General features: G+C 74.7%; 15 protein-coding genes and 1 rRNA gene. 2 read left to right on the top strand and 14 right to left on the bottom strand.

All coding sequences use genetic code 11. From position 1 onward, the window contains the following. Window positions 1-22: 22 nt before the first annotated feature. The 11 genes from AB0C22_RS30565 to AB0C22_RS30515 form a co-directional block, all read right to left on the bottom strand. Window positions 23-2,443, bottom strand: a complete 2,421-nt coding sequence (locus AB0C22_RS30565; protein WP_255597528.1) for a hypothetical protein — start codon at window positions 2,441-2,443, stop codon at window positions 23-25. After that, the gene (locus AB0C22_RS30560; RefSeq protein WP_357538418.1) at window positions 2,443-3,621 is read right to left on the bottom strand and encodes a glycosyltransferase family 4 protein; all 1,179 of its coding nucleotides are present in this window, start codon (window positions 3,619-3,621) and stop codon (window positions 2,443-2,445) included. Before AB0C22_RS30560 ends, AB0C22_RS30565 begins: the two co-directional genes overlap by 1 nt. After that, window positions 3,618-5,288, bottom strand: a complete 1,671-nt coding sequence (locus tag AB0C22_RS30555) for a lipid II flippase MurJ (RefSeq protein ID WP_357538416.1) — start codon at window positions 5,286-5,288, stop codon at window positions 3,618-3,620. Before AB0C22_RS30555 ends, AB0C22_RS30560 begins: the two co-directional genes overlap by 4 nt. A gap of 1 nt (window position 5,289) precedes the next feature. Beyond that, window positions 5,290-6,156: a hypothetical protein gene (locus tag AB0C22_RS30550; protein ID WP_219460082.1), complete on the bottom strand. Its 867-nt coding sequence runs from the start codon at window positions 6,154-6,156 to the stop codon at window positions 5,290-5,292. Window positions 6,157-6,214: 58 nt separating this feature from the next. Then, window positions 6,215-7,150 (bottom strand): copper transporter, encoded by a 936-nt coding sequence (locus AB0C22_RS30545; protein ID WP_208566863.1) that lies wholly within the window; start codon window positions 7,148-7,150, stop codon window positions 6,215-6,217. A 27-nt stretch (window positions 7,151-7,177) separates the two neighbouring features. Next, on the bottom strand, window positions 7,178-8,356 hold the full coding sequence (steA, locus tag AB0C22_RS30540; protein WP_208566862.1) for a putative cytokinetic ring protein SteA: 1,179 nt from the start codon (window positions 8,354-8,356) through the stop codon (window positions 7,178-7,180). Window positions 8,357-8,475: 119 nt separating this feature from the next. Further along, on the bottom strand, window positions 8,476-10,233 hold the full coding sequence (gene recN / locus AB0C22_RS30535) for a DNA repair protein RecN (RefSeq protein WP_208566861.1): 1,758 nt from the start codon (window positions 10,231-10,233) through the stop codon (window positions 8,476-8,478). Between the two features lie 226 nt (window positions 10,234-10,459). Next, entirely contained in the window at window positions 10,460-11,344 is an 885-nt protein-coding gene (locus tag AB0C22_RS30530) for an NAD kinase (protein WP_219460079.1), read from the bottom strand. Between the two features lie 109 nt (window positions 11,345-11,453). Beyond that, a complete protein-coding gene (locus tag AB0C22_RS30525) occupies window positions 11,454-12,299 on the bottom strand; it encodes a TlyA family RNA methyltransferase (RefSeq protein WP_208566859.1) in 846 nt (281 codons plus the stop codon). Window positions 12,300-12,321: 22 nt separating this feature from the next. Continuing rightward, window positions 12,322-12,630 carry a hypothetical protein gene (locus AB0C22_RS30520; RefSeq protein WP_357538413.1) on the bottom strand — a complete coding sequence of 103 codons (309 nt, stop codon included), beginning with the start codon at window positions 12,628-12,630 and terminating at the stop codon, window positions 12,322-12,324. Continuing rightward, window positions 12,617-13,324, bottom strand: coding sequence for a hypothetical protein (locus tag AB0C22_RS30515; RefSeq protein WP_357538411.1), 708 nt, complete (start codon window positions 13,322-13,324; stop codon window positions 12,617-12,619). The genes AB0C22_RS30520 and AB0C22_RS30515 overlap by 14 nt, the downstream gene beginning before the upstream one ends. Before the next feature lie 110 nt (window positions 13,325-13,434). Between AB0C22_RS30515 and AB0C22_RS30510 the strand changes: the two genes are divergently transcribed. Continuing rightward, a complete protein-coding gene (locus AB0C22_RS30510) occupies window positions 13,435-13,770 on the top strand; it encodes an SCP2 sterol-binding domain-containing protein (RefSeq protein ID WP_208566856.1) in 336 nt (111 codons plus the stop codon). 230 nt (window positions 13,771-14,000) lie between these two features. Here the strand turns inward: AB0C22_RS30510 and AB0C22_RS30505 are convergent, their stop codons facing one another. Further along, entirely contained in the window at window positions 14,001-15,020 is a 1,020-nt protein-coding gene (locus tag AB0C22_RS30505) for an HAD-IIA family hydrolase (RefSeq protein ID WP_219460071.1), read from the bottom strand. Further along, on the bottom strand, window positions 15,017-15,985 hold the full coding sequence (locus AB0C22_RS30500; protein WP_357538409.1) for a tetratricopeptide repeat protein: 969 nt from the start codon (window positions 15,983-15,985) through the stop codon (window positions 15,017-15,019). The genes AB0C22_RS30505 and AB0C22_RS30500 overlap by 4 nt, the downstream gene beginning before the upstream one ends. Between AB0C22_RS30500 and AB0C22_RS30495 the strand changes: the two genes are divergently transcribed. Then, a complete protein-coding gene (locus tag AB0C22_RS30495) occupies window positions 15,917-17,962 on the top strand; it encodes a hypothetical protein (RefSeq protein ID WP_357538407.1) in 2,046 nt (681 codons plus the stop codon). The two genes, AB0C22_RS30500 and AB0C22_RS30495, sit on opposite strands and share 69 nt — an antisense overlap. A gap of 90 nt (window positions 17,963-18,052) precedes the next feature. On the opposite strand, the gene rrf is transcribed toward AB0C22_RS30495, so the two are convergent. Further along, window positions 18,053-18,145: ribosomal RNA gene (rrf, locus tag AB0C22_RS30490) — 5S ribosomal RNA — on the bottom strand; the annotation flags it as partial.

Genomic DNA, 18,145 nt, shown 5'->3' with positions numbered 1-18,145 from the left:
TGGCGTCGCACCCGACCTCGGGCTATCCCGCCCCGGCGGCGGACCGGCCGGCCGCCGCCGAGGTCCGGGCCGGACCCACCGCACCGGGGGTACGCGCCGTCGGCACCGTCGCCGCGTCCCGCCCCACCGGTCGGGTGCCGGAGGTGTCGTCCGGTGCGTCGGCGTCACCGTCGCGCGGACCGTCCGCCCCGGCACCGCCGGGCGGCGTCACCGCTGCGGTGGGCAGGTCCTTGCCGTCCCCCTCGCGGGCCGCCGCCTCCCCGCCGTCGTCGGGCCGCCCACCGTCGGGGGTGCCGCCGGTCGGGGCCGCACCGGGTGGGCCGTCCGGGCCGGGGTGACCCGTGCCGGGCAGGGTGCGGTCGGTCGAGTGGTCGAGCACCCGCAGCGAGGCCAGCGCCGCCATCGGCACCACCAGCGCCGCCGCCGCCCCGGCCACGTCCAGCGCGGCACCCCCCAGCAGCCCGGCGATGACCGCCGCCAGGGCCGTACCGGCCAGCGCCGCCCGGATCGCCGGGTAGATGCCGAACAACCGCATCAGCCCACCCCAGGGCTGGAGCAGCGCGAACCAGACCAGCAGCAGACCGACCACCGCCAGCACCGTCAACGGGCTGTTCACCAACGTCTGGAAGTTCGCCGTGCTCGACCGGTGCACGGTCAACCCGCCGGTGCCCTCACCCAACGCGGTCAGGAACCGGCCCAACGCGCCCCGCTCCTCCACCGGCCGACGCAGGTCCACCACCGCGAAGCCGATGGTCAACGCCAACCCGGCCATGGTGGCCCAGACCAGCCGGCTGACGGTCAGCCAGCCGCCGGTGCTGATCGCGGCGGCCACCGCCACCCCGGCGGTCAACGCGATCGCGCCGATGGAGTCCGCACCCAGGTAGGGGCTGCCGATCACCACCACGGCCGACCCGCCCACCGCGACCACCACCATCGGCCGCCACTGCCGGCGGACCCGCTGGGCGAGCCAACCGGCGCTGAGCAACGAACCGGCGAGGAACACCCCCAGGCCCACGGTGCCGAGGCCGGAGAACCGGCCGCCCTCCAGCGCGGAGTAGCCGACCACCCCGTTGAGCTGCAACCGGGCCCCGCTGAGCACGTCCGCGCCGACCACCAGGGTGGCCAGGCCGGCGACCGCGCCGAGCGGGCCGAGAGTGCGGTCGTGGCCGGGGGCGAACCGGACCAGGGCGGTGCCGCCGACGATCAACGCGACCGTCACCAGCGCGAAGTAGCCGCCGGCGTGGTCGCCCCGCCACCAGGGCACCGCGTCGGCGAGCAACGCCGCGGGCACCGCCAGGGCGACGGCGATCAGCAGCAACTCCACGGTCGCCACGATCCGGCGGGACACCGGCGGCGGGCTGTGCGGGCCGGCGAGGCGGCGGGCCCGGCGCAGCAGCGGCAGCACCGCGACGGCCAGCACGACCTGGGCGGCGGCGAGCAGGGCGAAGAACCAGCCGGCCACGGCCCGCTGGGCGGCGGCCTCCCGGTCGGCGTCGGCCGGCGCGCTGATCGCGGCGGCCAGGTCGTCGGGGCGACCGTCGACCTTCACCGCGGGACGGCCGAGGAAGAGCCGCTCCGGCATCGGCCGGCCCAGCGCGACCAGCGCGGTCGGCGCCAGGTCGACCAGTTGCAGGTAACCCTCCCGGCCGGTGCTGGCGGAGGTGAGCCAGCCGTTCTCCCAGCCCGGGCCGTCGGCGACGACGACGTGCAGCCGGGCCGGCGTCTCGGTGTCGGACACCCCGGCGACCAGCACCAGCGACCGTTGCGGCCGGGCGGCGAGCACCTTCGCCAACGCCTCGTCGGCACGCCGGGCGTCCGCCCGCCGGTCCGCCGGGTCGGTGCCGCTGACCGTGCCCAGGTCGACGATGCTCAGCACGCAGGAGCCGAGCAGCCCGGCCGGGTCGGCCGGCAGTCCCGGGGCGTACCGGTCGACGCGGCCGAAGGGACGGGCGGCGGCGACGGCGGCACCCGGGCCGACCGCCACCGAGCAGCGCACCGACTCCGACAGCGAACCGGGCACCGCGCCCCAGGGTTGCCGGTCGGCGTTGTAGGCGACCACGCTCTCCTGGTTGGGGAGGTTCGCGCCGATGCCGTCGGGCTGCTCGACGGTCACCGCGGCGGGCGGGCAGCCGCCGGGCTGCCGGCTGCCGTTCCAGCCGGCGTAGCTGCCCGCGCCGAGGGTGAGCCAGCCGTCCACCGGGCAGGTCGGGCGGTGCGCGGAGCGGGTCGACAGCGAACCGATGGACCCCTGCTGGGCCATCCGCCACAGCGTCGGGGTGCTCTGCGGGTCGACGTCGGACCAGCGCAGCCCGGCCACCCCGGCGAGGACCACGAAGTCGGCGGTGCGTCGGGGTGGGCTGCTTTCGGGGCGGGCGGCCAACGCGGTGACGCCGAGCGCCACCACGATCAGGGTGAGCAGGACCGGGGTGAATCGGCGCAGCATCAGGCGCGTCCCGTCGAGGGGGTGTCGGTGCCGGGGACCGCCGACCCGGTGCGGCCGGGCCGACCGTCGGCGTCGAGTTCGGTGTAGAGGTCCCGCAGCGCGGCGACGGTGTCGGCCTCGGTGGGCCAGCCGGCCGCCCGGACGGCCCCCCGGTGGGCCAGGTCGGCGCGCAGGTCCGGGTCGTCCAGCAGCGACCGCACGGCGGCGTCCACCGCGTCGACGTCGCCGGCCGGCACCAGCAGCGCGCCGTCGCCGACCAGCTCGGGCAGCCCACCGACGGCGGTCGCCACCAGTGGCACGCCGGCGCGCAGCGCCTCCTGGGCGAACAGTTGCCGCGCCTCCCAGTCGCTGGTCACCACAGCCAGGTCGGCCCCGGCGAGCAGGTCAGCCACGTCGGTACGGTGTCCGAGCAGGGTCACCGGGGCCCGGGCGGCGGAGATCCGGGCGGCCAGCGGCAGGTAGGCCGGGCCGCTGCCGGCGATCACCACCACCGGTGGCGGGATGCGGGTACGCCACCGCGCGGCGGCGTCGACGAGCACGTCGTAGCGTTTCTGCGGGTGCAGCCGGCCGACGGAGAGCACCAGCGGCTGCCCGGCGGTGACACCGAACTCGGCACGGACGGCGGCGCGGCGGCGACGCGGGGCGGGCAGGGCCGGCGCGGCGACCGGGGCGAGCCGGGCGTCGGTGGCGCCCAGCGCGGCGGCCCGGTCCACCAGGTCCGCCGAAGCCCCCAGGGCGACCCGGGCGGACCGCGCGACCATCCGTTCGGCGAGCCGGGACAACCGCCCGCGTAGCCCACCGGCGAGCACCGCGTTGTGCCAGGTGACCACGAGTGGTACGGCGGGCCGGGCGAGCGCCCCGACGAGCCCGGCGCGCAACCCGTGGGCGTGCACCACCCGGACGTCGGTGTCGGCCAGCGCCCGGCGCAGCGCGGTGACCGCCCGGGCGTCGGCGGGGGTCGGGTTGGCCGAGATCTCCACCGGGGTGAACCGGGCCCCGGTGGCGGCGAAGTCGAACTGCTCGCCGGTGGCGGCCGGGCCGCAGACCAGCACCGGCTGGCCGGCCTCGACGAGCCCCCGGGCCACCGAGCGGACGTGTTGACCCACCCCGCCGGTGCTGGAGGCGAGCAGCAGCACCACCGTGCCCCGGGGTTCGGGGGCGGACGTCGCGTCGGTCATGGGGAGAGGGTCTCCTTCCCGTCACCGGCGTCGCGGGCGACGCCGTCCTGCGGGTCACCCGCCGGTCGCCGGCCACCCAGCCGGCGTCGTACGCCGGTGAGCAGCGGCCCGACGTCCCGCCGGTCCACCAGCCAGGCGACGGCGAGGAACAGCACGCCGACCACGGCCCCGGACAGCATGCCCTGCACGAGTGCCCCGGCTGTCGTCGGGGTGCCGCCGCCGGCGAGCAGGCGGGCGGTGAGCAGACCGGCCGGGGCGGCCAGCAGCGCGGCCAGCAGGCCGGCGGTGGCGGCCCGACCGGCACCGGCGAGGGCGGCCCGACCGGCGGCCCGGGACACCGCGCCGACCAGCAGCGCCCCGAGGACCAGCATGCCGACGGAGTTCGCCAGGGTGACGGCCAGCACCCGGTCGGCGCGCGGCAGCAGCGCCGCGAGTGGCATGGCGACCAGGGGCACCAGCAGCCAGCCGGTGGTGATGGCGGCGGTGGCCACCCGGGTGGCCCCCCGGGCGTAGAGGGCCCTCGACAGCACCGCGAACAGGCCGTAGCCGACCAGTCCGGGGGCGAACCCGACGATCGCGGCGGCGGTGGGTTCCGCGCCGAGCGGGAAGAACCGGCCGACCGGTTCGGCGGTGCCGACCAGGGCCGCCGCGCCGAGGAAGCTGAACAGCAGCACCCCCCGGGTGGTCGCGGCGACCGTCGTCCGGTAGCCCTGCTCGTCGCCGGTCGCGGCGGCGGCGGACAGGCCGGGGTACGCGGCGACCGCCAGCGGCACCGCGAGCACCGCCCAGGGCAGCAGGTACATGGTCTGGGCGAGGTTGTAGACCTGCGGGGAGCCGGTGGGGCCGCCGGAGACCCGGTTGAGGATGACCACCAGGGCGAGTTGTTGGGCGGTGACGGTGACCGCCCCGGCGACGGCGAGCCCACCGACCCGGGCCCGCGCGTCGGCGGGGAACGTGTAGCCGGGCCGCCAGGTCAGCCCGAGCCGGCGCAGCGGGACCAACAGCGACAGCGACAACACCACCACCCCGACGGTGGTGCCGCCGGAGAGGATCAGCTCACCGGCCCGGCTGACCTGCGCGATGCTCGCGTCCCGGCCCTGGGTGACGCCGAAGACGACGTAGACCCCGACGACGGTGAGACTGGACAGCAGCGGCGCGACGACCGGCCAGGCGAACCGGCGGTGCGCCTGGAGCACCCCGGTGAGCACGATGCCGATGCCGTAGAGCGGCAGTTGCGGGGCGAACACCCGCAGCATCCGTGCCCCGGCGGCCAGCTCCGCCGGGGACCGCCCGTCGGAGATCACCGCCACGATCGGGTCGGCGAACACCGCCACCAGCGCCGCCAACGGCACCAGCAGGGTCACCGTCCAGGTCAGCAACGCGCCGGTGGTGGCGGCCACCACCCGCCGGTCACCCGCCGCGACCGGCCCCGCCAGCAGCGGTACGACCAGACTGGCCAGCGCCCCACCGGCGACGATCTCGAAGATGATGTTGGGGACGGTGTTGGCGATCACGTACATGCCGCCGAGGTCGCTGTCCTGTACGACCCAGGTGAAAACGGCGGTACGGCCGAAGCCGGCGAGCCGGGCCAGCACGGTGAGCACGGCGATGAGTGCGGCGGCGCCGGCCACCCGACCGACGCCGGCGAGGGGTGCCGGTCTGGTCACGTCAGTCGGATCGCCGGCCCAGCGCGTCGAGTTCCCGCAGCACCGGGGTGCGCTGGATGACCGCCGTGAAGCTGACCTTCTCACTTGCCGCGGTGAGGCCGGCGAGGACCGCGAGCAGACCGGCCCGGCCGAGCGGGCCGGTGCGGGCGGCCAGGGCCACCCCGAGCAGCGCGCCGAGCGCGTTGGCTCCGCTGTCGCCGATCATCACCCGCTCACCGAGGTCCTCGTCGAGCAGCCCGGCGGCGGCGCCGACCGCACCGGCGGCGATCCCGGCGTGCGGGCCACCGGCCAGCGGCACGCCGAGCAGCACCCCGGACTTCAACGCCCGGCCGGGACGCAGGTCCAGCAGGTTGAGCAGGTTGGCGGTGCCGGCGACCACGCCCGCACCGAGCAGCACGTCGACGGTGCGGCCGAGTGCGCCGTGACGCTGCCGGCGGGGGTGCGCGGCGACCTTCGGATCGGCGGCGAGCAGCACGGCCGCGGCGAGCCCGGCCGCACCCACCCCGGCGACCTTGACCATGCCGGCGGTGACCCGGCCGGCCCGCAGTGCGGCGAGGTGACCGGCGAAACCCTTGGCGGCCTTCTGCTCCGGGCGGGCACCCACCACGTCGTCGTAGAGCCCCACGGCGCCCGCGCCGAGGCCGGCGACGAGCACCGCCGCGCCGGCCGGGACGCTGGCCGCGCCGAGCGCCCCCGCGCCGGACGCCCCGACGGCCAGCGCCGGCCCGGCGGCGAGGCTGACGGTACGGCCCCGGAAGTTGGTCCGCTCCAGCGCCGGCCCCGCCGGGGAGGTACGGGCCTCCCGCAGCGCGTACCGGGCGGCGGCGGCTCCGGCGGCGGCGGCGAGCAGCCGCCCGATCCCGCTCACGCGGCACCGCCGGACGGGGCGGGCGGGTGGTAACCGGTCACCGGGGTACGTGGTTCGTTCACTGGGGCAGTCTAGGCACCAGCGTGGCGTTGTCGCCGACGCCGTACTGACCGGCCCGCTTCTCGGTGAGCTGTTGGACCAGGGCCAGGCTGGTGACCAGCTGCCCCTGCACGGTGTTGGCGTTGTCGACGGTGGAGATGGTCTGGGCCAGCACCGGGTCGCCGCGTACGACAGCCACCAGGTTGCCCCCGGCGGAGCCGTTGCCGCCGACGACGATCGCCCCGGTGCGGTCGAACTGCTCGGCGACCTTCACCACCGACTCGTCCTTCTTGGCGGAGTCCTTGTCGACGTAGGGCTGCCCGCTGACCACCACCACGGCCTCGGCCGGCCCGGTGACCTTCTCCTCGCTGGTGAGGTACCCGGCGTTGGCGTACGCGGCCAGCACCGCCCGCCGGTCGGCGTCGGTGACCGGCGGGGTGCCCGGCGTCCGGTCGAGCAGGACGCTGGCCAGCAGGGCGCTGGAGGTCTCCACGCCGTTGCCGTTGCCGGGCAGCGCCGAGGCGGGCGCGGTGGGGCGGGCGGCGGTGACGGCCAGCTCCATCAGGTTGGTGTTGTTGTCCGGGTTGATGAACTTGTCCTGTACGTCGACCCGGCCGGTCACGGTGGCCCCGGCGGTCTGGAGCATCTTGAGCACACCCTCGGTGTGCTCCCGCCCGGTGGGCAGGCTGAGCACCATGACGCGCTTGCCGGTGAGCTTGCCGGGCAGGTAGAGCTGCGCCATCTCGGCGGCGAAGTCCTCCTCGAGGTCAAGCTCCTTCTGGAGGCTGTTGACCGACTGCCGCATCTGCTGGTTGTCCTTGCGCAGCGAGTTGACCGTCTCCTTGAGGGAGTCGGCAACCGGGCCGTTGAGGGCGGCCGTACCGACCACCAGGCCGATCGCCAACGCCAGGAAGACCGCGGTCAGGGACACCACGTGGTACCGGAAGTTGATCACGCTTGCAGCCTCTTGATCGGTCGGGAGCTAGAAGAGCTGGCCGAGCTGGAACACGAAATTGTCCCACCACTCGGAGACCACGCCCAAATACGCCTTGCCGACGGTGGAGACCGCCACGGCGGACGCCATCGCGGCGATCGCCGAGAGGACCAGCAGCAGCAGGGACGAGCCGGAGATGCTCTGCCGGTAGAGCCGGCTCACGCCCTTGGCGTCGACCAGCTTGCCGCCGACCTTGAGCCGGGTGAGGAAGGTGGAGGCCATCCCGCCGCGCCCCTTGTCCAGGAACTCGACGAGCGTGGCGTGGGTGCCGACCGCGACCAGCAGCGAGGCGCCCTTCTCGTCGGCCAGCAACATGGCGAGGTCCTCGCTGGTGGCGGCGGCCGGGAAGGTGATCGCCGGCACCCCGAGCCCGTTGACCCGGGCCAGACCGGGTGCCCGGCCGTCCGGGTAGGCGTGCACGATCACCTCGGCGCCGCAGCGCAACACGTCGTCGGTGACCGAGTCCATGTCCCCGATGATCATGTCGGGGGTGTACCCCGCCTCGACCAGCGCATCCGCCCCGCCGTCCACGCCGATCAACACCGGCTTGAACTCCCGGATGTACGGGCGCAGCACGTCCAGGTCGGCCTTGTAGTCGTACCCCCGCACCACGATCAGGCAGTGCCGACCCTGCACCGGGGTCTGGATCTCGGGTACGCCCACCCCGTCGAGCAGCAGGTCGCGTTCCTGGCGCAGGTAGTCCATGGTGTTGGCGGCGAACGCCTCCAGCTGCACCGACAGACCCTCGCGGGCGTCGGACATCGCCTTGGCGACCGTCTCGGCGTCCTGGAGGTCACCGTGCGCCACCGGCTCGTCGCCGACGAAGACGGTGTTGCCCTCGATCCGGACGGTGTCGCCCTCCCGGAGCCGCTCGAAGACCCCCTCACCGAGGTCGTCCAGGAGCAGGATGCCGGCCCCGATCAGCACCTCGGGGCCGAGGTTCGGATACCGGCCGGAGACCGACGGCTTGGCGTTGAGCACCGCAGCGACCCCGACCGCGACCAGCGAGTCGGCCGCCACCCGGTCCAGGTCGACGTGGTCGATCACCGCAATGTCACCGGGGCGGAGCCGGCCGACCAGCCGTTTGGTACGGCGGTCCAGACGTGCGGTGCCGAGAACTGAGTCCGGTTCCGCGTTCCGGGTCCGGCGCAACGTGGGTAGACGCATCGTGACCATCCTGGCATGGGAGGCAGGCATTTCCGTTGCGACATGCCTGAGCAGGGCCGCCTACCCAGGGAAGCACACCGGAGCACAGGCCGGTGTGCCTCCGCTCACAATCGTTGCGGTCAGGGCCGTCTTTCCTTGGCCGCGACGGCCAGAAGCTCCTCGGCATGGGCGATACCCAGATCCGAATCCGGCAAACCCGCCAGCATCCGGGCCAGCTCCCGGGCCCGCTCGGTGTCCTCCACCACCCGCACCCCGCTGGTGGTCACCGCGCCCCCGGTGTCCTTCGCCACCACCAGGTGCCGGTCGGCGAACGCCGCCACCTGCGGCAGGTGCGTCACCACCAGCACCTGGTGACTACGCGCCAGCCGGGCCAACCGCCGACCGATCTCCACCGCCGCCTGCCCACCCACACCCGCATCGACCTCGTCGAACACCAACGTCGGCGGGCCGCCCGAACCGGCGAACACCACCTCGATGGCGAGCATCACCCGGGACAGCTCACCGCCGGAGGCTCCCCGCTGCAACGGCAGCGACGGCGCACCCGGGTGGGCCAGCAGCCGCAACTCCACCTCGTCCGCGCCGTCCGGGCCGACCCCGCACTCGACCCCGTTGACCGACAGCGTCGGCTCGGACCGGCCGGCCGGCCGGGGCAGCACCGCCACCTCGATCCGGGCGTGCGGCATCGCCAGCCCGGCCAGCTCCACGGTGACCTGCTCGGCGAACCGGACCGCCGCCTCCTGCCGGGAGGCCGACAACCGGCCCGCCAGCTCGGCCACCTCACCGGCGAGGCGCTGGGCCTCCCGGTCCAACTCGTCGAGCAGCTCGTCGGAGGTGTCCAGGTCGGCCAGCCGGGTCCGGGCCCGCTCGGCCCAGGCGATCACCCCGTCGACGTCGTCGGCGTACTTACGGGTCAACGCACGCAACGCGGCCCGCCGCTCATAGATCGTCTGCAACCGGGCCGGGTCGGCGTCCAACGCCGCCAGATAGGTCGACAACTCCGCCGAGACGTCCGCCACCAGGGTGGCCGCCTCCTCCAACCGCCCGGCCAGCTCACCCAGCGCCGGATCGGTGCCGGCCTGCGCCTCCAGGGTGCGCCGGGCCGTGCCCAGCAGCGCCGTGGCGTCCGGGGTGTCGTCGGCCGCCTCCACCCCGCCGGCCACGCACAGGTGCGCCAGCTGCGCCGCCGTCCGCAGCCCCTCGGCGTGCTCCAGCCGCTGCGCCTCGGCCTTCAGCTCGTCGTCCTCGCCGGGCTGCGGGTCGACCCGGGTGATCTCGTCGAGGCCCAGCCGCAGCAGATCGGCCTCCTGGTGCCGGGCCCGGGCGTTGCTGCGCCGGTCGGCCAGGTCGTCGACCACCTGCCGCCACCGCCCGTACGCCTCCCGCAGCGCGTCGACCAGCTTCTCGTGCCCGGGACCGGCGAACCGGTCCAGCGCGGCCCGCTGCTCGGCGGGGCGTAGCAGGCGCAACTGGTCGGACTGACCGTGCACCGCCACCACCTGCTCGCCGACCTCGCCGAGCATCGACACCGGCATGCTCCGGCCACCCAGATGCGCCCGGGACCGACCCTCCACGGTGACCGTACGGCTCATCAGCAGCGAACCGTCGTCGTCGGGTCCACCACCGGCGTCGACGATCCGGGCGTGCACGACGTCGGCCACCCGACCGCCCAGCCGCAGCCGCCCCTCGACGGTCGCCCGACCCGGCGCGGCCCGCACCCGGCCCGCGTCGGCCCGACCGCCGAACAGCAGGCCGAGGCCGGTCACCACCATCGTCTTGCCGGCACCGGTCTCACCGGTGATGACGTTCATCCCGCCGGCCAGCGGCAGGGTGGTGTCCTCGATGACGCCCAGTCCGGTGATCCGCAGCTCTTCCAGCACAGCACCCGACAGTAGACGCGTGCTGGGACAGTTGACCAGCCGGCACGGCCCACCATCCGGGCCGGGGACGATCCGCTCTGCTGCCGCGGGGGCAGCACCGCTGGTGGACGCCTCGGTGGCACCGGTGGCACGCCAAGGGTGGCCACGAACGATCCCGTTGTCGCCGGCCGCAGGTCTCGGCGACTCCGGGCGCCCAGGGCGATCCCCGCCCGGGTCCGCCGCAGGATCAGCGGCGGCTGCCCCGCCAGCCCTGCACCGGCAGGTCGAACTTGGCCACCAGCCGGTCGGTGAACGGCCGGTCCCGCAACCGCACCACCCGCACCGGCAGCGCGCCCCGACGCACCGTCACCGTCGCCCCCGGCGGCAGGTCGTAGACCCGCCGACCGTCGCAGCACAGCACCGCCAGGGTGGTGAACGGGTCGACCGTGATGACGAACGTGGAGGTGGGCGCGGTCACCAGCGGACGGCTGAACAACGCGTGCGCGCTGATCGGCACCAGCAGCAGCGCCTCCACCTCGGGCCAGACCACCGGCCCGCCCCCGGAGAACGCGTACGCGGTGGAGCCGGTGGGGGTGGCGCAGACCACACCGTCGCAGCCGTAGCGCGACAGCGGCCGACCGTCCACGTCGACCAGCAGCTCCAGCATCTGGGCGCGCTCGCCCTTTTCCACGCTGATCTCGTTGAGCGCCCACGACTCGATGGTCGGGCCACCGTCGAACTCGGCGGTCACATCGAGGGTGAGGCGTTCGTCCACCGTGTAGTTGCGCCCGACCACGTCCCGTACCGCCGTGTCGAGGTCGTCGATCTCCGCCTCAGCGAGGAAACCCACCTTGCCCAGGTTGATGCCGAGCAGCGGCACCTTCGTCGGGCGGGCCAGCTCGGCGGCGCGCAGGAAGGTGCCGTCACCGCCGAGCGCGAAGACGATCTCGGCACCCTCGGCCGCCCGCTGACCGGCCATCGGCACCACCCCGGGCAGGTCGAGATCCTCGGCCTCCTCGGCCACCACCCGCACCTCGAAACCGGCCGCGATGAGATCGGCGGCGACCGCCCGGGCGTGCTCGGTGCTCCGGCGACGCCCGGTGTGCGTCACCAGCAGCGCGGTCCGGCTCACCGACGCCACCGCCCCTCGGGCACCCGAAGGGCCCCGCCGTCGCTGAGGTCCACCGGACCCGCCTCCCGTCCACCCTCGCGGGACACCGTCCCGACGTCGCACACCACGCTCACCCTGCCACCTTCCCCGAAACCGGGTCCGGCCCGGGGCCGGTCGGCCCGGCGGCCACCACGGCGTGCACCCGCTCGGCGTCGGCCGGCGGGGCGTCCCGGCGTAACCACACGAAGAACTCGACGTTGCCGCTCGGACCCGGCAGCGGGCTGGCCGCCACGTCCGCCAGCCCCAGTCCCAGTCCGGCGGCGGTCGCCGCCACGGCCAGCACCGCCTCGGCCCGCAACGCCGGGTCCCGCACCACACCCCCGGCGCCGACCCGCTCCTTGCCCACCTCGAACTGCGGCTTGACCATCAGCGCCAGGTCACCGTCGCTCCTGGTGCAGCCGGCCAGCGCCGGCAGCACCAGGCGCAGGGAGATGAACGACAGGTCGGCCACGGTGAGGTCCACCGCCCCACCGATCACCTCCGGGGTGAGGGTCCGCACGTTGGTGCGGTCCAGCACCCGGACCCGTTCGTGGGTACGCAGCGCCCAGGCGAGCTGCCCGTAGCCGACGTCCACGGCGACGACCTCCGCCGCGTCGGCCCGCAGCAGCACGTCGGTGAACCCGCCGGTCGACGCTCCGGCGTCCAGGCAGCGCCGGCCGGCCACCCGCAGCCCCGCGGGACCGAAGGCGGCGAGCGCGCCGGCCAGCTTGTGACCGCCCCGGGAGACGTACTCGTCGGCCGGGTCCGCGCCGGTGACCAGCAGCGGATCGGCCGGATCGACCATCGCGGCGGCCTTGCGGGCGGGCACCCCGCGCAGCTGGACCCGACCGGCCTCGATCAACGCCCCGGCCTGCTCCCGGGACCGGGCCAGGCCGCGACGGACGAGTTCGGCGTCGAGCCGGGTACGACGTGCCATGGGGTGGTTCTCTCCGGTCCGCTCAGGCCTGGTCGATAGTGGCGAGGGTCTCCCGCAACGTCTGGTACGCCGCCTCGTACTGGGCGATCTGGTCGGCCGGGGGCAGCCCCTCGGCGTTGGCCATCGCCTGGACGGCGGCGTCGACGGCGGGATGCCGGGCGTCGTCGACATCATCGTCGAAGCCGACGCCCACCGACGGGCCGGGGCGGGCCGTGGGCGCGGGACCCGGACGACCGCCCAGCGGCAGACCGGGACTACCCGCCGGGGGCGGGCCGGGGCGGAACGGGCCGGTCACGACCGGCCGCCGGTGGAGCTGGTCACGCGGCACCACCGGTGCCTCGTCGGTCGGGGCTGGTCTTCTTGACCGGTCGGGGCGGCGGTGCGCCGTCGTCGGCACCGCCCGACCCGGCGGAGCCTTCCGGCGGACCCGCCTTCCGCACGGCCTTCTTGGCCACCGCCTTCTTCGCCACGGTCTTCTGCGCCGCGGTCTTCTGCGCCGCGGTCTTCTGCGCCGTGGCCCCGGTCACCGGGTCGCCGGCAGTCGACGGGCCGGACGTCGTCGGCACGGCGGTGGCAGCCGACGGGGCAGTCGTTTCCGGCACGGCGGTGTCGACCGGCGGGACAGTGGTGTCCGGTGGGACAGTGGTGTCCGGGGCGGCGGTGGCGACCGACGGGACGGTCGTTTCCGGCGCGACCGGCCCGGTCGGCGGGGTGCCCGGTCCGCTCTTCGCCTCACGCAGCTGCCGTTCCAGCTCGTGCACCCGGCGGGTCAGTTCGGCGACCTCGTCGGCGGTGGCCAACCCCACCGCACCGAGCGCCCGGTCGACCTCGAACCGGACCAGTTTCGTCAGCGCTTCCCGGTTGGCCGCCCCGGTGGCGAGGATTTCCTCGGCGAGCGACTGGAGTTGCCCGGCGGTCGCGCCGCCCGTCCCGACCAGCCGCCGGGCGGCGTCCTGGGCCCTCTTCCGGGGCGCTTCCGTCAGGCCCAGGGCCAGCTCCAGGTAGGCGCGCCACGCGTCCTGCATGACTGAGTCCTTCCGTGGGGGCAGTGTGCGGCCCTCACGCTACCGGGCGCCCCGGGTCGCCCATTGCGGTACGGTGCCGGAAACGGCGTGGCGGGTGTGAGGGAGACGATGTGGCCACCGTGGACGAGTGCCGTCAGGCGCTGCGGGATCTTGCCGACCGCCTGGACCGGCACGCCGACGTGTCCAACAAGATCGATCTGGACCGCACCCTGGCCTGCCGGATCACCGACCTGGAGACCGCTTTCCACGGTCGGATCGCCGGTGGCCGGCTGCTCGATCTCACCGACGGCGACGACCCCAAGGCAAAGATCGCCCTGGTCACCAGCAGCGACGACCTGGTCGCCCTGGTGCACGGCCAGCTCGACGTCACCAAGGCGGTCGCCGCCCGGCGGATCTCCATCAAGGCCAGCCCGTTCGACCTGCTGAAGCTACGCAAGCTGCTCTGAGCGGGCGACACCGCCGACGACCCGCCACGGTCGGCCGACAGACAGGCCGGGGCGGCACCACCCGCTGTCGGGTCGGTGCCGCCCCGGGCCCGCTGTTCAGCCGGCCGAGCTGGCGGCGAGGTGGCCGGAGCTGGCGGAGCCGTCCGCAGGTGGCCGGCCGGAGCCGGGCCCCGGTGACCGGGCTGGCCCCAGCTCGGCCGGCCGGCTGGCTCGCTGGCTCAGAGAGCCGGTCAGGTGGCCAGTCCGAAGCCGGCCAGCACCTGCTCCGCCTCCGGCGAGGCCGGTCGGACGTCCGCACCGGTGCCCGCCGCCCAGGCGACCGCGCAGAGCGCGGCCAGCGCGTCGAGCGGCCGTCCGGCACCCCGCAACTCCACCGCCCCGTCCACCGCCGTGGCCGACCATCCACCGGCCTGCGGGGCACCGGGAACCCGGACCACCGCCGCCGGGTCGAAGAGCCCGGCCAGGTCCACCGCCACATGGGTCGGCCGCCGTTGTTCGGCAGCCGCCAACAGTTCGGGTACGTCGCTGACGCCGGTCAGCACCAGCAGGCTGTCCAACCCGGCCCGGCGGGCACCCTCGATGTCGGTGTCGAGCCGGTCGCCGACCACCAGTGACCGGCCGGTGCCGGCCCGTCGGGCGGCGGTGGCGAACAGTGCCGGCTCCGGCTTGCCGACCACCACGTCGGGTGCCCGGTCGAGGGCGTGCCGCAGGGCCGCCACCAACGAGCCGTTGCCGGGCAACGGACCACGTCCGCTCGGCAACGTCCGGTCGGTGTTGGTGGCCACCCAGGTCGCCCCGGCCCGGATCGCCACCGACGCCTCGGCGAGGTCCACCCAGCCCACCTGCGGGCCGTACCCCTGGACGACGGCGACCGGCGCGGCGTCGGCGCGGTCGACGGGGGTGAGCCCGACGGCGCGGATCTCGGCGCGCAGCGCCTCGGCCCCGACGACGAGCACCGCGGCACCGGCGGGAAGGCGGTCCCGCAGCACCTCGGCGGCGGCCGCAGCCGAGGTGAGCACCTCCGCCGGATCGGCCGGTACGCCCATTCCCGTGAGCAGGTCGGCGACCTCGCTGGAACGGCGTGAGGCGTTGTTCGTGGCGAACGCCACCGACCGGCCCTCGGCCCGCAACGCGCCGAGGGCCTCGACCGCGCCGGGGATCGGCCGGTCGATCAGGTAGATCACTCCGTCCAGGTCGAACACGACCAGGGCGTACCCGTCGACAAGCCGACCCCCGGCGACCTCGGTCATCGCTGGTCCGTCTCCGCGCCGCGCCCGTCCACCGGCCGGCCCTCGACCGGGGTCGGCGCGTCGTCGACCTGACCGGCCGCACCCGCACCGGGGTCGAGTCGGGTGGCCGCGGCACCCGAGGGGCTGTCGTCGGCGTCGTCGCCCGCAACACCGGCGTGGGCGGCCGGCTCGTCGTCGGGGTCGTCGTCGCGCCCGCTCTGCTCGGCGCTCTCGCCACGGTCGTTGTCACCGGTACGATCCTCGGCGCGCTCGCGGTCGCCGTGACCGTCGCGGATCTCGTCGTCCAGGTCCGCTTCCCCGTCGGGGTCGTCCTCGGCGACATCGGCTTCCCCGTCGAAGTCGTCCTCGTCGTCGCGGTCGCCTTCGGCGCGGTCGTCGGAGGTGGTGTCCGCCCCGGCCGGCAGCGTGCTGGCCTCGGCGGCCGGTTCCTCGACCGGCTCGTCGTCCTCGTCGTCGCCCTCGATCACGACGCCGTCGAGTTCCAGCAGCCGCTCCGGGGCATCGGTCTCACCATCGGCGTCCACGTCGGCGGCCCGCGAGAACCACTCCCGGGCCTCCTCGCGCCGACCCACCGCGAGCAGTGCGTCGGCGTAGGCGTAGCGCAACCGGGCGGTCCACGGCTCGGCGACGTCGGTGGTCAGCTCCGGGACCTGGAGCATCGCCACCGCGGCGTCCTTCTGCCCCAGGTCGGCGCGGGCCCCACCGGCAACGATCAGCAGCTCGACCGCGACGGCCTTGTCGAGCTTGGCGCTGTCGGCCCCCCGGAACAGATCGATCGCGCGTTCCGGTCGACCCAGGGCGCGCTCACAGTCCGCGAGCACCGCCAGGTGGCTCTGCAACCCGGTCATCCGGTGGTAGGTGCGCAGTTCGGCGATCGCCGTCTGCCACTCCCCCGCGTGGTACGCGGCCAGCCCGACCGCCTCACGGACGGCCGAGATCCGGGACGCCAACCGCCGGGCGGCCATCGCGTGCGCGAGCGCCTCCGTCGGGTCCTCGTCGATCAGTTGACCGGTGGCGACCAGATGCCGCGCGACGGTCTCCGCAACCGGCTTGTTCAGCGAGAGGAGTTCGGCACGAACGGCCGTGTCGAGGTCGCTCGCGAGGATCTCGTCCGGCAGTGCCGGCGCAGCCGGACGGGCGTCGGCCTCGTCCCGGCGGTCCCGGTCGGCGCCGAACCCGCCCTCGCGGCGGTCCTCGCCACCGCGCTGGTCGTCGCGGCGCGGCCGGTCATGGTCGCGCTCGCCGCCACGGAAACCGCCCTCACGACGGTCACCGCCCCGGAAGCCACCCTCGCGGGAGTCGCCGTCCCGGCGGAACCCGCCGGGGCGGGAGTCACCCTCGCGGGGGCCGGAGCGGAAACCACCCTCGCGGCGGTCACCACCCTGGAAGCCGCTTCCACCCCGGCTGCCACCGAAGCCACCCTCACGACGGTCACCACCACGGAAACCACCCTCACGGGAGTCCCCACCACGGAAACCACCCTCACGGCGGTCACCGCCGAAACCACCGGGCCGACGCTCGCCCCCCGCAGCGCCCTCGCGACGATCTCCACCGCGGAAACCACCCTCACGGGAGTCCCCACCACGGAAGCCACCCTCACGCGGGCCGGACCGGAAACCACCACGGTCCCCACCACGCGAATCATCACGACGGTCCCCACCACGGAAACCACCGGGACGGGAATCACCATCACGCGGACCAGAACGGAAACCACCCTCACGACGGTCCCCACCGAAGCCACCCTCACGACGATCACCGCCACGGAAACCACCCTCACGGGAGTCCCCACCACGGAAACCGCCCTCACGCGGGCCGGACCGGAAACCACCACGGTCCCCACCACGCGAATCATCACGACGATCCCCACCACGGAAACCACCCTCGCGGGAGTCGCCACCGAGCCGACGGTCACCACCCCGGAAACCACCCTCGCGGGAGTCGCCACCGGGCCGACGGTCACCGCCTCGGAAACCACCGTCGCGGGAGTCGCCGTCCCGACGGAAACCACCGGGACGGGAATCACCGTCGCGGGAGTCGCCGCCGCGGAAGCCGCCCTCGCGCGGGCCGGACCGGAAACCACCACGGTCCCCACCACGCGAATCATCACGACGGTCCCCACCACGGAAACCACCGGGACGGGAATCACCATCACGCGGACCAGAACGGAAACCACCCTCACGACGGTCCCCACCACGGAAACCACCGTCGCGGGAGTCACCGCCCCGGAAGCCGCCCTCACGCGGGCCGGACCGGAAACCACCCTCGCGGCGATCGCCACCGCCGAAACCACCGGGCCGACGCTCACCGCCGGCAGCACCCTCGCGACGCTCGCCACCCCGGAAACCACCGTCACGACGGTCCCCACCTGGGAAGCCGCCCTCGCGACGGTCCCCACCACGGAAACCACCCTCGCGGGAGTCACCGCCACGGAAGCCACCCTCACGCGGGCCGGACCGGAAACCACCACGGTCCCCACCACGCGAATCATCACGACGGTCCCCACCACGGAAACCACCGGGACGGGAATCACCATCACGCGGACCAGAACGGAAACCACCCTCACGACGGTCCCCACCACGGAAACCACCCTCACGGGAGTCACCACCACGGAAACCACCCCCGCGGGAGTCACCGCCGTTGCGCGGGGCGTCGCCATCGCGTCGGAATCCACCGTCGCGTCGGTCGCCGGAACGGAAGCCGCCGTCGCGCGAATCCCCACCGGAACGGAAACCGCCGGGCCGGGAGTCACCGGTACGGGGGCCCGAACGGAAACCGTCCTCGCGCCGGTCTCCGCCCCGAGGTCCCCCCCGCGAGGCACCGCGGTCGTCGCGGTCTCCCCGGTATGGGGGACGGTCGTCCCGCCGAGGGCCGGCGTCACGCCCCTGGGGCCGGTCGGAGCGATCTTCATATTGGCGCGGACGGTCTCCGCCCTGCGGTCCTGAACTCACAGGTAAATCCTTCCTGATTGCGCCACCGACGGCGCGACGCAGTCGAGGGCCGACCCGGATGGGGCGGCCCTCGACTGAAAGGTTGTCCGGCGGTGTCCTACTCTCCCACACCCTCCCGAGTGCAGTACCATCGGCGCTGGAGGGCTTAGCTTCCGGGTTCGGAATGTAACCGGGCGT

The sequence above is a fragment of the Micromonospora sp. NPDC048894 genome (assembly GCF_040649765.1).
GTDB lineage: Bacteria > Actinomycetota > Actinomycetes > Mycobacteriales > Micromonosporaceae > Micromonospora > Micromonospora antibiotica.
The sequence above is the reverse complement of the archived record's forward strand: the minus strand, read 5'-3'. Positions and strand labels throughout refer to the sequence as shown.

Excerpts from the sequence above, each read along its gene's own strand:
- AB0C22_RS30565 (WP_255597528.1), bottom strand. The coding sequence starts at position 2,443 with ATGCTGCGCCGATTCACCCCGGTCCTGCTCACCCTGATCGTGGTGGCG.
- AB0C22_RS30560 (WP_357538418.1), bottom strand. The coding sequence starts at position 3,621 with ATGACCGACGCGACGTCCGCCCCCGAACCCCGGGGCACGGTGGTGCTG.
- steA (WP_208566862.1), bottom strand. The coding sequence starts at position 8,356 with ATGCGTCTACCCACGTTGCGCCGGACCCGGAACGCGGAACCGGACTCA.
- AB0C22_RS30525 (WP_208566859.1), bottom strand. The coding sequence starts at position 12,299 with ATGGCACGTCGTACCCGGCTCGACGCCGAACTCGTCCGTCGCGGCCTG.
- AB0C22_RS30515 (WP_357538411.1), bottom strand. The coding sequence starts at position 13,324 with ATGCAGGACGCGTGGCGCGCCTACCTGGAGCTGGCCCTGGGCCTGACG.
- AB0C22_RS30505 (WP_219460071.1), bottom strand. The coding sequence starts at position 15,020 with ATGACCGAGGTCGCCGGGGGTCGGCTTGTCGACGGGTACGCCCTGGTC.
- AB0C22_RS30500 (WP_357538409.1), bottom strand. The coding sequence starts at position 15,985 with ATGGCCGCCCGGCGGTTGGCGTCCCGGATCTCGGCCGTCCGTGAGGCG.